The sequence below is a fragment of the Polynucleobacter acidiphobus genome, assembly GCF_003065385.1.
Taxonomy (GTDB): Bacteria; Pseudomonadota; Gammaproteobacteria; order Burkholderiales; family Burkholderiaceae; genus Polynucleobacter; species Polynucleobacter acidiphobus.
The window spans coordinates 891,622-905,961 of record NZ_CP023277.1 but is presented as its reverse complement, the minus strand read 5'-3'; the positions used below and the strand labels follow the sequence as shown (position 1 = coordinate 905,961).

Annotated in this window: 15 protein-coding genes; 5 read left to right on the top strand and 10 right to left on the bottom strand. The window is 48.7% G+C overall.

The window, feature by feature from the left end; genetic code table 11:
- Positions 1–23: 23 nt before the first annotated feature.
- Positions 24–1,004, top strand: coding sequence for a Bug family tripartite tricarboxylate transporter substrate binding protein (locus AOC32_RS04840; RefSeq protein ID WP_108508400.1), 981 nt, complete (start codon positions 24–26; stop codon positions 1,002–1,004).
- Positions 1,005–1,051: 47 nt separating this feature from the next.
- Here the strand turns inward: AOC32_RS04840 and AOC32_RS04835 are convergent, their stop codons facing one another.
- Genes AOC32_RS04835 through AOC32_RS04810 form a run of 6 tightly spaced genes read right to left on the bottom strand, consistent with a single transcriptional unit; the run spans position 1,052 to position 5,823 of the window.
- The gene (locus AOC32_RS04835; RefSeq protein WP_108508399.1) at positions 1,052–2,860 is read right to left on the bottom strand and encodes an L-aspartate oxidase; all 1,809 of its coding nucleotides are present in this window, start codon (positions 2,858–2,860) and stop codon (positions 1,052–1,054) included.
- Between the two features lie 17 nt (positions 2,861–2,877).
- On the bottom strand, positions 2,878–3,486 hold the full coding sequence (locus AOC32_RS04830) for a fumarate hydratase C-terminal domain-containing protein (RefSeq protein WP_108508398.1): 609 nt from the start codon (positions 3,484–3,486) through the stop codon (positions 2,878–2,880).
- Positions 3,487–3,494: 8 nt separating this feature from the next.
- Positions 3,495–4,370, bottom strand: coding sequence for a fumarate hydratase (locus AOC32_RS04825; RefSeq protein WP_108508397.1), 876 nt, complete (start codon positions 4,368–4,370; stop codon positions 3,495–3,497).
- 12 nt (positions 4,371–4,382) lie between these two features.
- Entirely contained in the window at positions 4,383–4,745 is a 363-nt protein-coding gene (sdhC, locus tag AOC32_RS04820) for a succinate dehydrogenase, cytochrome b556 subunit (RefSeq protein ID WP_108508396.1), read from the bottom strand.
- On the bottom strand, positions 4,742–5,092 hold the full coding sequence (locus AOC32_RS04815; RefSeq protein ID WP_108508395.1) for a succinate dehydrogenase: 351 nt from the start codon (positions 5,090–5,092) through the stop codon (positions 4,742–4,744). Before AOC32_RS04815 ends, sdhC begins: the two co-directional genes overlap by 4 nt.
- Positions 5,092–5,823 carry a succinate dehydrogenase/fumarate reductase iron-sulfur subunit gene (locus AOC32_RS04810; RefSeq protein WP_108508394.1) on the bottom strand — a complete coding sequence of 244 codons (732 nt, stop codon included), beginning with the start codon at positions 5,821–5,823 and terminating at the stop codon, positions 5,092–5,094. Before AOC32_RS04810 ends, AOC32_RS04815 begins: the two co-directional genes overlap by 1 nt.
- A gap of 82 nt (positions 5,824–5,905) precedes the next feature.
- Between AOC32_RS04810 and AOC32_RS04805 the strand changes: the two genes are divergently transcribed.
- On the top strand, positions 5,906–6,766 hold the full coding sequence (locus tag AOC32_RS04805; RefSeq protein ID WP_108508393.1) for a LysR family transcriptional regulator: 861 nt from the start codon (positions 5,906–5,908) through the stop codon (positions 6,764–6,766).
- On the opposite strand, the gene AOC32_RS04800 is transcribed toward AOC32_RS04805, so the two are convergent.
- The 4 genes from AOC32_RS04800 to gcl are packed head-to-tail and all read right to left on the bottom strand — an operon-like array spanning position 6,763 to position 10,913.
- Positions 6,763–7,368, bottom strand: a complete 606-nt coding sequence (locus AOC32_RS04800; protein WP_108508392.1) for a YqiA/YcfP family alpha/beta fold hydrolase — start codon at positions 7,366–7,368, stop codon at positions 6,763–6,765. The genes AOC32_RS04805 and AOC32_RS04800 overlap by 4 nt on opposite strands.
- A gap of 6 nt (positions 7,369–7,374) precedes the next feature.
- The gene (gene glxR, locus AOC32_RS04795; RefSeq protein WP_267895633.1) at positions 7,375–8,280 is read right to left on the bottom strand and encodes a 2-hydroxy-3-oxopropionate reductase; all 906 of its coding nucleotides are present in this window, start codon (positions 8,278–8,280) and stop codon (positions 7,375–7,377) included.
- Positions 8,281–8,313: 33 nt separating this feature from the next.
- Positions 8,314–9,090, bottom strand: a complete 777-nt coding sequence (hyi, locus tag AOC32_RS04790) for a hydroxypyruvate isomerase (RefSeq protein ID WP_108508390.1) — start codon at positions 9,088–9,090, stop codon at positions 8,314–8,316.
- A gap of 32 nt (positions 9,091–9,122) precedes the next feature.
- Positions 9,123–10,913: a glyoxylate carboligase gene (gene gcl / locus AOC32_RS04785; RefSeq protein WP_108508389.1), complete on the bottom strand. Its 1,791-nt coding sequence runs from the start codon at positions 10,911–10,913 to the stop codon at positions 9,123–9,125.
- Between the two features lie 128 nt (positions 10,914–11,041).
- Here gcl and AOC32_RS04780 point away from each other — a divergent pair, with 128 nt between their 5' ends.
- Genes AOC32_RS04780 through AOC32_RS04770 form a run of 3 tightly spaced genes read left to right on the top strand, consistent with a single transcriptional unit; the run spans position 11,042 to position 14,301 of the window.
- Positions 11,042–11,956, top strand: coding sequence for a LysR family transcriptional regulator (locus tag AOC32_RS04780; protein ID WP_108508388.1), 915 nt, complete (start codon positions 11,042–11,044; stop codon positions 11,954–11,956).
- Between the two features lie 34 nt (positions 11,957–11,990).
- A complete protein-coding gene (locus AOC32_RS04775; RefSeq protein WP_159074899.1) occupies positions 11,991–12,620 on the top strand; it encodes a hypothetical protein in 630 nt (209 codons plus the stop codon).
- 40 nt (positions 12,621–12,660) lie between these two features.
- The gene (locus tag AOC32_RS04770; RefSeq protein ID WP_108508386.1) at positions 12,661–14,301 is read left to right on the top strand and encodes a thiamine pyrophosphate-binding protein; all 1,641 of its coding nucleotides are present in this window, start codon (positions 12,661–12,663) and stop codon (positions 14,299–14,301) included.
- Positions 14,302–14,340: the final 39 nt, after the last annotated feature.

Below are 14,340 nucleotides of genomic sequence, written 5' to 3'. Positions count from 1 at the left end.
GATAGATAACCAAGGAGATCAGTATGTATAAAACCGTACTTAGTCGTATGAAGTTTGCCTTGGGTCTTGTGGCGGCCAGTTCGATCGCGTTCACAAGCCCTTCGATTCAGGCACAAAGCTGGCCTGATAAGCCTGTAAAACTTGTAATTCCATTTGCTGCTGGAGGAACCACCGATATTTTGGGTCGTTTGTTAGCCCAGCAATTAAGCACCGAGTGGAAGCAAAACGTCATCGTGGAGAACAAAGGCGGCGCCGGTGGCAATATTGCTGCGGACTTAGTGGCTAAGTCCCCTGCCGATGGATACACCATCATGCTGGCTTCAGGCAGTATGTTGACCGTGAATCCTTACCTCTATAAGAAGTTGCCAATTGATTACGACAAAGATTTCAAGGTCATTACCAATGTTGCAAGCGGCCCAATGCTTTTATCGGTTAATCCAAAAGTACCTGCGAAGAACGTTAAGGAATTAATTGCATTAGCCAAAACCAAGAACCTAAACTTTGGTTCTGCCGGTATTGGTAGCCAAGTGCATATGGCAGGTGAGAACTTTACCTACGCTGCTGGCGTTAATGCCACCCACGTTCCTTACAAGGGTGAATCCGCGGCATTAAACGATTTAGTGGCTGGCCAAATTGATTTTATGGTTGGCAACTTAACTGCTGCGACTGGATTTGCAAAATCTGGCCAGATTCGTCCTCTAGGCGTTACCAGTGCGAAACGTGTTCCACAGCTACCAGATGTCCCTACCATTGCAGAAACAATTCCTGGTTTTGAAAACACGGGTTGGTTTGGTTTAGTGGTTCCTGCTGGCACGCCTAACGCGATTGTGGACAAAATTTATCGCTCCACTCTAGAAGCCTTTAAAAATCCTGAGTTCAAGGCACGGGTTGAAGGTGCTGGTCTAACACCAGTACTTAACACACCACAAGAATTTGCAGCTCAGATCAAAAAAGAAGGTGCAAACTGGGAAAAGATTGTGAAGGCTCGCAATTTAAGTCAATAACAATAAAACCCTTCATATCTCTTAAGCCCAGTTCATCTGGGCTTTTTTTATGCCTCCACCAAAATGGTTTCACCCGGTTTGACCATGCTAAATATCACCGGTTTTTTATCGATCGTTAATTGATCGCCAACCATTTGTACAGCGGTGTAGTAGGAGGTCTCCAGGTCGCCTTCTTCAGGGAAGTCCTCCCGATAATGCGCTCCTCGCGAGTTCTCGCGAGCGATAGCAGCCTCTACCACTGTTTTGCTAACCAATAAAAGATTGCGTAAATTCATCCAATCTTGCCAGGTAAGATTAAATGCAGGGTTGGTATCGCCTACCCCCATGGTTTGCAACATTTGATCCAAGCGATCTAAGCGTTCCCGGGCCGCTTCTAAATCCTTGCGATTACGTAAGATACCCACCTGATCCCACATGCAATCAGCCAACTCATCCCGAATAAACTCAATATCGCCTTGAGCTTGCGTTAGTGGTTTGCGATGTGTCGCAATACTTTCCCACATGCAATCAGCCAACTCATCCCGAATAAACTCAATATCGCCTTGAGCTTGCGTTAGTGGTTTGCGATGTGTCGCAATACTTTGCTCAATCACCGCAGGATCAAATTCCAAGAACTCTCGATTGGATACATAGCGCGCCATCGTATCGCCGGCAATACCACCAAATACCGTGGAATTTGCAACACCATTTCCGCCTAATCGATTGGCGCCGTGCACACCGCCCGTATCCTCACCAGCAGCAAATAGGCCAGGCAGATCCGTACTGGTGTCCGCATGGAACACCACTCCACCCATCATGTAATGGGCGGTGGGGACCACTTCAACCAATCCTCCTGCTAAATCAAAGCCTGAGTCGGCACACCGCTCAACCATTCCTTTAAACAATTTACGAACATTGTCGGGGCCCAGGTGATGCATCTGAATATAAACCCCACCATTTGGGCTAACCCGACCAGCACGCATTTCTGAGTAAATGGAGCGGGAGACAATGTCACGCGTAGCGCGCTCGTTGCGCGGATCGTAGTTGCCCATAAAACGCTCTTTATTGCCGTTCAGTAGGTAACCACCGGCTCCCCGCAAGCCCTCCTCCAGAACCGTTCCAGTCATGCGCGTATCAGGGCCGGCAAGCATTCCGGTTGGATGAAACTGCACCATTTCCATATCACGCAAGGTCAACCCTGCTCGGAGGGCCATCGCCAATCCATCACAGCTTTTATCACCTGATGGGGTATGGTACTTATACATGGTTGGACCGCCACCAGTACCCAATAAGACCGCCTTCGCGCGCACCATCACAAACTGACCGGTGCGCATATTCAGCATCAATACACCCGCGATTGCCTTACCATCTGCGCTCTTAATTAACTCAACTGCACGATGTTCCTCTAAGCGATGAATTCCACGTGCCCATACCTGCTCTGCTAGGCGATTAATGATTTCGATGCCGGTCAGATCGCCCTTATGAACTGTGCGATCAAATGTTTGCCCAGCAAATGCCTTTTGATGAATCGTGCCATCAGGGTTGCGATCAAAGAAGCAGCCCAACTCATTCTCAAGCTCATGAATTCGTTCAACCGATTTCGTTACCAAGGTCCAAGCCAGCTCTTGGTCAGATAACCATTTGCCCCCTTCGATGGTATCCATAAAGTGGCGCTCAACCGAATCGCCTTCAGCCAGCGCAACGTTATAGCCGCCTTGAACCATGCGGGTGCAACCGCATTTACCCAAAAGGCCCTTTACTGCAATCGTAATATGCAGGTTGGGGTTGGCTTGGTGTGCATGTAATGCTGCAAAGAGACCTGCCCCGCCAGAGCCTAGGACCAAGATATCGGTTTGAATGGTTTCAATCGATGGCATACCAACCTTCTCTTTCTTTAGACAATGCCTAAGCTTTTAAGTACTGCTTCTTTGTTGCTTGCAACATCGGATTTCACTTCTTGATAGATGCTGCCCCCGTGGCTGTCCATTGCCACTAACAAAGGACCAAATTGATTAATCTTGAACTTCCAGAGTGACTCAGGATTTAGATCATCGAGATCCACATCCTCAATCTGATCAATCCAGGTGGTCTCAAGAGCCGCAGTGCCACCAATAATGGCAAGATAGACACCACCAAACTGTTCAAACGCTTTTGCGGATGATTCTCGTAAGCCACCTTTACCCACGATCATCCGTACCCCGTATTCCCGCATGAGAGGTTCTGTAAACCGCTCCATCCGATCCGATGTGGTTGTACCAATACAAATCGGCTGATAACCTGCTGGGAACTCAGAACTAATAGGCACTTTACGAACATTGGGTGCTGTATGAATCACAGCATGCCCCTGAAGATCAAATTTAGTTTTTCGTCCCCGATCAAATAAATGAATTTGCGTTGCATCGCGGATACCAAATAAGGTCTGTTGTAAGGTAACGGTATCATTAATCCTCAACTTGCGGATATCGCTTTCACTGACTGGTGTTGCTAGGTTGTAGTGCGCCATGATCGTCCTTAAAAGCCGTATTCAATACCGTGTGATCCAATCGATGCCCGCGCACGTCGCGCCGAGTGGCATTGCATATTGACTGCAACAGGGTTCATGGTGATATGCGTGGCAGCCAATTCCACATGCACTGCAAACGCCGTACCGTCGCCGCCAAGCCCCTGGGGACCAATTCCGAGTTGATTGACTGCGGTGCTTAGCTCCTTCTCCAACTTGGCGCCTTCCGCATCGCTGCAAATAGTGCCAAGCGGCCGAGTGGCAGCGCGCTTTGCAAGTGCTACGCATTGGTCAGACGTACCACCAATACCTACCCCAACAATGGTCGGTGGGCAGGTCTTACCGCCAGCGTTGACAACGCTCTCAATGACAAATGCTTTAACTCCTAAGATTCCTTCAGCTGGAATGGCCATCTTCAGAAACGAATTATTCTCCGAGCCACTTCCTTTGGGAATCATTTCAATCTCAATCACGCCGGGCTTATCCATAAAATCAATATGAATCGCTGGCATGTCAATACCAGTTGAGGTGTGATTATTTTTTCGGGTGATGGGGTGCACAACGGATGAGCGTAAGGGGTATTCCGTTGTGGCCCGCTCACAGCCCTTTCGAATCGCCTGCTTCAGCTGGACTCCATCAAATTGAACATCGCGACCAATCCAAACGTTATAGATCGGCAAGCCTGTATCTTGACAGAGCAGGTTATCTTCACGTTCTGCCACCGCAATATTTGTCACCATTGTCCCCAGCACGACTTGCGCGCGAGCATCGCGCTCTTTGCGTTTGAGATCGTTAATCCCCTCTTTAATATCGTCAGGTAATAATTTCAGGGCCCGGATGTAAAGCTCTTTGCATGCATCTTCAACGTGTTGCAGGTTCAGTTCCATAAATGATTCGCCTTAGCGAGAAAGAATTAAAAACAAGGCTCCACTAATTAAGGAGCCAATTAAGGTCACCTGCACCCAGGCCTTACGGAGGCCTTTCCAGATTCCAAACTCGATCACCAATAAACGGGTGCCGCCAATCAGATGAAGGGCTAACAAAGTAACCAACCCCCACTCGCCGAATTTGACTATGGGATGGTCAGTAAATTGCAGATACCGTCCCAGCTCCGCTTCGCCGTACAAAGAGCGCGAGAGTAAAAAAAAGTGCAGCGGCAAAAAGCAGGCTAGCAAGAGTCCAGAGACACGATGCAAGTAGTAAGCAAAGTAAGACCAATGTGCCTTGGTTCGAAAGTCGAGTCGATGCCCCGCCTTGCTCATGGCGCACCCCATACCACACCGATAACAGCGGCTGTTCCCAAGATCAAGATGAATGCCGCAAGTAATATTGGAAGCACCCGAATCAGAAATGCACTTTTGATGTTCTCACGCAAAATGTTCGCTAAGCCAATGGGCGCATGGACAAAGCAGGCCAGAACAAAGATCTCATAGAAAAGAGCAAAGGCAAGATTACCGCGCGTACGCGCCAAGATTTCCCCGGCACTTAAACCATCTTGAATCGCGTAATAGATGATCACGAGATGGATTGCGACACATAGTGTAAGCACCATGGCGCTGATGCGTTGGTAGTACCAAAGTTTGGCTTGAAGAATGGCGCTGCTGGTCATTACAGCTTGCCCCACTTGCTACCTCTTACCGCGGCACGACCAACCATCTTTTTCAATCCTGCAATACCGGCGGTTGGCTCAATCTGTTTAGGGCAGCGCTCTGAGCAGGTGCCTTGCGTATGGCAAGAATGGCAGCCTGCATCGCCTGCGACTGCTCGCAAGCGATCCAGTTGCTGGGTATCGCGTTCATCGTTCACCAGTGTCCAGGCGCGATTTAGAGCGGCTGGACCTAAATAACTATCACGTGCTGAGACCACCTCACACGAGGCGTAGCAAACCCCGCAACCAATACATTCGATTCCAGCATTCGCCAGTTGACGCTCTTCTGAATCTGGTTTGACTTGCGCAAAATCATCAAACCGAGTCTTATCTCCTTTAAAGTAACCCACCGCCTTACTCATTTTGTCAAAGAACTCGCGCATATCGGTAGCAAGGTCTTTGATGATGGGTAAATTGTCCAGAGGCGCGATCTCAAGCGTATTTTGATCCGCAATTTTGGCAACGTGGGTACGGCAGGTCCAACGCGCTTTACCGTTCACCGTCATCGCACAGGAGCCACACATTCCTACGCGACATGCAAAACGATAGCTTAGGGTTGGGTCAATTTTGCGTTGGATGTAGGTCACGACGTCCAATACCGTTTGATTGGCGGCACGTGGCACGTCATACTCTACGAACTCACCGTCATCGGTGCCCCGCCAGACTTTTACTTTGAGGATGCTTGGATTCATGTAAGCATTATAGGGATAGACAATAAAAAATAAATCGAATAGTATTTTAATTCAGATAAAAAAATACTTTACTATTAAATCAATGTCTAGCATTCGAGTACTTAAAAATTTCATCGCCATTACGCGTCACAGTAGCGTGGCTGCGGCAGCTCGGGAAATTGGCTTAACCCCTGCTGCTGCAGGACAGCAGCTTGCACAGCTAGAGGCTGAATTAGGTGTGACGCTATTTGATCGCAATAAACGCTCACTAATCCTCAATAATCAAGGCCGCGCACTGATTGAGCCCATCCAAGATATTCTCTCCCGCTATGAATCCCTCGGAAGTCAATTTCGGACGGGACTTTCTGGCTCTCTTACCGTGGGCGCCTTAGTCTCAAGTTTGATGGGTCAGTTTGGCAAAACATTGGACCATCTGAAAGATGAGTATCCTGGTCTGGAATTAAAAATTAGCACAGGCTTGTCGAGTGATTTTCTGCAACAAGTGATTGATGGCATGCTCGATGCAGCCATCGTTACTGAATCTCCTTACGCATTACCCAAAAGTGTTCGCTGGACCTTGCTGTATGAAGAGCCCATGATCTTGATATACCCAAAGGGTAAGGATGCTTCCAACCTCCCCTTCATTCGGTTTGAACCCAAAACCTGGACTGGGGAGCTTGTCGATCGCTTTATTCGGGTCAATGGTTTAGAGATACGCAACAGCATGGTGGTTAACTCGGTAGAGGCCATTATTGAACTGGTTCGCCAAGGCTTCGGCTATGCCGTAGTACCAAAATTGGCCAATGTTGAGTGGGATAAAGACAAACGAATTGTGATTGCAAATCCACCCCGTAAAACCATTTATCGTCGGGTGGGCTTACTTGAACGCAAAAATCATGCCCGCACCAAAATCACCAAAGCGATTGAAGAACAATTTAGAACTGGGATTAATTCTAGTTCTTAGTCGAGATAACTGGCAAAGTGAACCACTCGATCTAGGTACAGAGGGTACTCGGTAATGCCATGATCGCTCCCCTCAATCACTTCATGGTTCGCATTAGGATAAAAGTCGACCATCTCATGCCAGTCGAGCAACTCATCGCCTGTTGCTGCAACGAGTAAATAGCGCTCGGGATGGGTAATTGCTTCGACTTGCTGGGCACGCAACTGCTCCACATACTCAGCGCGCCAATCAAAGGGCTCATCACTGTCATAGGCAGTCAGTTGCCCAACATAAGGTGCCAACTCCCTAGCAGCTCGCACTGCTGGATTCAGCAACACAGCGCGCGCATTGGGAAACTGCTCGGCTAAATGCGTTGCATAGAAGCCACCAAGCGATGAGCCAATAAAACTAATGCGCTTGGGATTTGCCCCTTCAATTTTCGCCTTAATCATGGCGATCGCCTCCGCGGGTGATGGGGGCAGTTGAGGGCAATACCAGTCAATGGACTTGCCCTTTTCAACTAGGGATGCAATCGCATCCCTGGTTAATTGAGCTTTGGAGGAGTTCGGCGAGGACCGAAATCCGTGCAAATAGACAATTAGCAGATCAGGATGATCGGGCATAGTATCTTAGTTTGCTTCTTGTCCAATCTCAAAGTTGGCTAAGGTCTCGAGCGCCTTCACCATGGCTGAATGATCCCAGGCTTTACCGCCATGAGCTACGCATGAGTTAAATAACTCTTGAGCAGTTGCCGTGTTGGGCAACGAAACTCCCAATGCTTTAGCGCTACTCAGGGCTAGGTTCAAATCCTTTTGATGCAACTCAATCCGAAAGCCTGGATTAAAGGTGCGATTGACCATACGCTCACCATGCACTTCCAAAATTTTCGAGCTTGCAAAGCCACCCATCAAGGCCTGACGAACCTTGGCAGGATCGGCGCCTGCTTTAGCAGCAAATAAGAGAGCCTCACCAACCGCCTCAATATTGAGAGCTACGATGATTTGATTGGCCACTTTTGCGGTTTGCCCCGCTCCGTTGCCACCCACCAGGTTGATGTTTTTACCCATGAGTTCAAAGAGCGGTTTGACTTGATTAAATACCGCTTCGTCTCCTCCAACCATAATCGAGAGCGTGGCGTTTTGGGCACCTACTTGACCACCCGATACTGGGGCGTCGACATAGTCGCACCCAAGATCATTGAGTTTTTTAGCAAACTCTTTAGTCGCAATCGGCGAGATGGAGCTCATGTCCACCACAATCTTGCCTTTGCTAATTCCGGATGCGATACCGTTCTCCCCAAACAGAACCTTTTCAACATCGGGTGTATCAGGAACCATTGTGAAGATGATGTCGGCATGTTGAGCAACTTCAGCGGGCGTCTTGCAAGCAATCCCTCCTGCCTTAACAAGCTCTTCAGGAACTTGGCTACGGGTGGCTAAATAAACCGAATGACCACCTTTAATTAAGTGACCAGCCATTGGAGAACCCATAATGCCTAATCCAACAAAACCCAATTTCTTTGCACTCATAGCAATCCCTTTGAAGAAAAATAATGAACTAAATTGATTTTAGGAAACGGATTTCAACCAACCTAGGCCGGCTTCCGTGGTGGTGGCTGGCTTATATTCGCAGCCGATCCAACCTTGATAACCTAATTGATCAATGAACTTGAACAAATAGGCGTAGTTAATTTCACCTGTTCCTGGCTCATTGCGACCAGGGTTATCCGCTAACTGCAGATGCGCAATGCGATTTAGGTACTTCTTCATGGAGTTTGCCAACTCCCCTTCCATGCGTTGCGCATGGTAAATGTCGTATTGCAAGAAAGCGTTGTCCGCACCTACCTCATCTAGGATCGCAATACCTTGGGCGGTGGTAGACAAGAAGAACCCTGGAATATCAAATGTATTGATGGGTTCAATCAGTAATTTGAGCTGATGTTTTTTCAGTTCAGCCGCTGCGTACCGCAAATTACTCACAAATGTTGCGTGCAAGGTCTTATGATCAACGCCGTCTGGCACCTTACCTGCTAAGCAGTTGAGCTGACCAACGCCGAGAGCCTTGGCATATTCAATCGCCTTAGTAACGCCAGACTTAAACTCCTCGACTCGATCGGGCAAGCATGCAATACCACGCTCACCGGCTTCCCAATTGCCAGCAGGCAAATTATGCAACACCAGTTTGAGTTGATTACGATCTAACGCTGCTTTAATCTCGCTCGCTGCAAACGGATATGGAAAGAGGAACTCGACTGCCTGAAAACCACAAGCGGCTGCGCGATCAAAGCGCTCCATAAAGGGCACTTCGTTAAACAACATGGTTAGATTGGCAGCAAACTTTGGCATTCCAGTTCCTCGGAGTGGGTTTAAAAAAAGACTTATTCTAAAAGACCGGCCGTTACCAAACCTTCGGTACCAGCTGGGTGACGGCAATCAATATCCTCAAACTCGTTGACATTATTGATTTCAGTACCCATTGCAATATTGGTTACCTTCTCCAAAATGATTTCAACAACCACGGGCACCCGATATTCTTTAGCCATCTTCTGGGCCTCAATCAAAGCCTCCTGAATCTTGCCCGGATGGGTGACGCGCAAGGTTTTGCAACCCAAGCCTTCAACCACCTTACCGTGATCAACGCCATAGCCTTTCAGGTTCTCATCGTGTACGTTGATGTTGTCAAACGCGAGCTGTACACAGTAATCCATATCGAAGCCGCGTTGTGCCTGACGGATGAGACCCAGGTAGCTATTGTTCACGAGAACCATGACGAGTGGCAACTTAAACTGAGCACCAACGGCCAATTCTTCAATCAGGAACTGGAAGTCATAATCACCTGCAAGACCAACAACGGTACGAGTTGGATCAGCAGCCAACACGCCGAGTGCAGCAGGTACTGTCCAACCTAATGGACCTGCTTGACCGCAGTTAATCCATTGACGTGCGCCATAGACATGCAAGAACTGGCCGCCAGCGATTTGTGAAAGACCAATGGTTGATACATAAACGGTATCGCGTTTAAACGCTTGGTTCATCTCTTGGTAAACACGCTGAGGCTTGATGGGCACATTATCAAAGTTTGTTTTGCGCAACATGAGGCGCTTACGCTCTTGGCAACGCGAGACCCAATCGCTGTAATTTTTGAGCTTGCCTTTCGCCTTCCACTCTTTGGCTACTTCAACGAAGAGTTCGAGGGCAGCCTTCGCATCAGACACAATGCCGTAGTCGGGATTAAATACGCGACCAATCTGAGTTGGTTCAATATCGACGTGTACAAACTTACGGCCTTTGGTGTAGACCTCTAACGAACCAGTATGGCGATTGGCCCAACGATTACCGATTCCTAATACAAAGTCGCTGGCCAACATCGTGGCATTGCCATAACGATGCGAGGTTTGTAAACCCACCATGCCAGCCATCAAGGGATGATCATCTGGAATTGCACCCCAACCCATTAATGTTGGGATCACAGGAATACCAGTAATCTCGGCAAACTCGACCAACAGATCTGCGGCGTCCGCATTAATAATTCCGCCGCCAGCCACGATCAATGGCTTTTCGGCCGACATCAACATCTCCATGGCCTTCTCAATTTGCTTCTTATTGGCAAATGGTTTGTAAACCGGCAATGGCTCGTAGGTATCGATATCAAACTCGATCTCGGCTAACTGCACATCGATGGGCAAATCAATTAGTACAGGGCCAGGACGTCCTGAGCGCATCACATGAAACGCCTGCTGAAATACGCGAGGTACTAAACCAGGTTCACGCACCGTTACTGCCATTTTGGTAACAGGCTTGGCAATACTCTCGATATCAACCGCTTGGAAGTCTTCTTTGTAGAGACGAGCACGTGGTGCTTGGCCAGTGATACACAAGATTGGAATCGAGTCGGCACTTGCTGAATACAAGCCAGTAATCATGTCGGTACCAGCAGGGCCGGAGGTACCAATGCAAACACCGATATTGCCAGCTTTGGCTCGGGTGTAGCCTTCGGCCATATGGGAAGCGCCTTCAACGTGACGTGCCAGAATATGGGTGATTGATTGACGCTCGCGTAATTGTGCGTACAGGGGATTAATCGCAGCACCAGGAACGCCAAACGCGGTGGTGATGCCCTCTTTTTCCATTACCAAAACAGCTGCCATTGCGGCTTTCATGAGTGCCATTGTTGCCTCCTTTTGAATAAGATGAATGAATCATCCTTAAATTGAGATATTCTGAGAAGTGTGATACCTTAATATCATCTATTCTATTTTGGAATATATTAGTTTTAATTTATTTAAATCAATGGTTTATGGATCGAATACAAGGCATTTCCTTATTCATACGGGTGGTTGAAACTGGCTCATTTAGTAAAGCCGCGAGCAGTTTAGGCATTACTCAGCCTACGGCCACTAAGCATGTTGCCGCCCTTGAAAAGCGCCTAGGATCCCTTCTGCTCCATCGCAGTACCCGCGGCGTTACCCCCACCGAAATTGGCAAGATCTATTACGAGAAATGCAAAACAATTATTCATGAAGTTGAGGATGCCGAGAATCTGGCCGGCCTCTTACAATCCGAAGTACAAGGCAAACTCAATATCAGTAGCTCAGTAGCCTTTGGTCGACGTGTGCTAACGCCGTTGGTACTGGAGTTTATGAGGGATCATCCGCAGTTACAGGTAAGCCTCAACCTGGATGATCGTTACATAAATTTGGTCGAAGAAGGCGTCGATCTTGCAATTCGGATGGGGCGTCTATCCGATTCCAGTTTGGGAGCACGCTTTTTGGGTCTTAATCCCTGGGTTCTGGTCGCCACCCCTGAATACCTCATGCAGGCTGGCACGCCCTCCATACCCAGCGATTTAAGTCGTCATACCGCACTGATCTACAGCTCAGTGCAAGGAGACCATCGTTGGCAATTTACGGGTCGCGACGGCTCCAACAAATCCATTCAGGTGCAAGGCCCCCTCTACTCCAATAATCTCTCAGCACTTCTATCCGCAACCAGGCAGCATCTCGGAATTGCAGCCCTTCCCTGGTATGTGGCTTACACGTCTGTCCAGAGCCGGCACCTCAAGCCCTTGTTAGAAGATTGGACCATGCCTGCCCAAGAGATCCATGCGGTCTATAGCTCACCGCGACTGCTGACCAGTAAAGTGAGTAAATTAATCGATTGGCTTGCAGGTCAATTTAAGGGAAACTGGTGGGCCAGAGAAATCGGGTCATAATCATTTGGTATTCAATCAACAATTACTCAAAATCATGAACTCATCGTCATTTGTCTCAAAAAATCTTGCAATCCTCGTCTTAGGCATTGGCCTCTCCTCTGTCAGTCTGGCACAAACCAAGCCTGCAATGGTTGACCCCAATAAGGCTCCGATCGCGGCGGCCGGAATTGATGAGGTTTATCAATTAGTCGATGCAGTAGTAACAAAGGTCGATAGCAAAACGCGCACGGTTACCCTAAAAGATAAAGACGGCACAGTGACCAATTTTGTCGCGGGGCCTGAGATCAAGAACTTCCCCCAAATTAAAGTGGGCGATCGTCTTACCGTCACGCATGAGTTGGCAGTTGTAATTGAATTGGCTAAGGTCAACAACCAAGGCATTCGTAGCGAAGTACAAACCACCAGCCAAACCTCTGCTCCGCTTGGCAGTAAGCCTGCCTCAGTCATTTCTAATACCACCACGATTATTGCCACCGTGATTGGTATTGATCGCCAGAAGATGACCATCTCGGTTAAGGGTCCCAAAGGTAAGCCCGATACCTACCGCATCAAGAATGCAGCTTTATTGAAGGATATTGCGGTCAACGACGAGGTCAAGATTGTTTTATACGATGCAATGGCTGCATCCTTTACAGCTCCCACTGCTGCTACCCAGAAAAAATAAGAACGTCTAATTAAAATAAAGCAATTATTAAGGAGCAATCATGGCAGAACGGCTTGGTGCGCATTCATTGGTGGATGCCTTTAAGGCACAGGGTGTGAACTCAATTTTTACCCTTTCTGGTAATCACATCATGCCCATTTTTGATGCGGTGATTGATCACCCGATTAAATTAATTCATACGCGCCACGAAGCAGCAACCGTTCATATGGCCGATGCATATGCTCGCTTGAGTGGCAAAGTGGGTATTGCAATGGTTACTGGGGGTCCAGGTCATGCCAATGCGGTGTCCGCTTTATATACCGCCGCGATGGCCGAAGCTCCGGTGGTGCTGTTATCTGGTCATGCTCCCTTAAACCAATTAGGCAAAGGCGCCTTTCAAGAAATGCCCCAAGCTGATATTGCGGCGCCTTTATGCAAAGCATCATGGACCTGTGCAGGCCCACAATATCTAGCAGCGGATTTTGAGTTAGCCTGCGCGATTGCCCAATTGGGTCGACCGGGCCCCGTGCATCTGAGTCTGCCATCCGATGCCCTTGAGAATCCACTAACAAATACGTCTGCAACGCCAAGTCCCAGCGCACCCAAACTTACATCAAACCCTCCCTTAAGTTCAGAGAATGCACAGTCGATCGTTACCCAGTTACGTGCCGCTCAAAAGCCGGTGGTTTTGGTTGGTCCGCGTGGTTGCTACCAATACGCTAAAGAACTTCAGCAATTAAGTGAAGTGCTTGGTGTGCCGGTGATTGCAACAGAGAGTCCGCGCGGTGTAGGCGATCCTAGCCTGGGTGCTTTTGCCGAAGTCCTCGCGCAAAGCGATTGCGTCTTACTCCTTGAGAAACGACTAGACTTCACACTCAAGTTTGGTAACTCGCCAACCTTTAAAGCCGATGCACGCTTTATGCAAATTGATTCAGAGGCGGCTGAACTTAAGCGCTCTCAGAATGCACTCGGCTCGCGGTTGGAGTTGGCCATACAAGCTGATTTATCACCTTCGATTACTGCTTTGCTAGATGCGGCGCAAAGTGTCCATACCAAAACGCAGGATGCCAGTTGGCTACCATGGGTCAATGAGGCAATTGCTTATCGTCCTAATACGTGGTCGACCGCCACATCCAAGACGCCCAAGCATGCGCATCCAGGCAGAGCAATGCTTGCCTTACAGGCCATTCTCGATTCTCATCCAGATTCAGTACTAGTAGCAGATGGTGGTGAAATTGGTCAATGGGCGCAGGCTTGCCTGCATGCACCCAACCGAGTGATTAATGGTGTTGCTGGTTCGATTGGTGCGGCACTTCCTTTTGCCACTGCAGCAGCGTACACCAAGCCCGGCGTGCCTGTCCTTGCCGTGATGGGGGATGGTACCTTTGGCTTTCATTCGTCAGAACTTGATACCGCCGTTCGCTATCAATTGCCATTCATTGGGGTCGTGGGCAATGATGCCTGCTGGAATGCCGAGTATCAGATTCAGATTCGGGAGTATGGTCAAGAACGGGCTAAGGGGTGTGAGCTTTTACCCTCCCGCTACGATCAAGTCGCAGAGGCGTTTGGTGGTGCTGGAGAACTAGTCACCGATGCAGTTGAAGTCTTACCCGCTGCGCAACGCTTGCAGGCTAAAGGCTTACCGGCGATCTTGAACATCTTGATCGAGGGCTTGCCCGCCCCGAATCTCAAACGCAGCTAGTTCGGGTCATCCGCCGTTGCCCATCAGGCGTTTATCCAC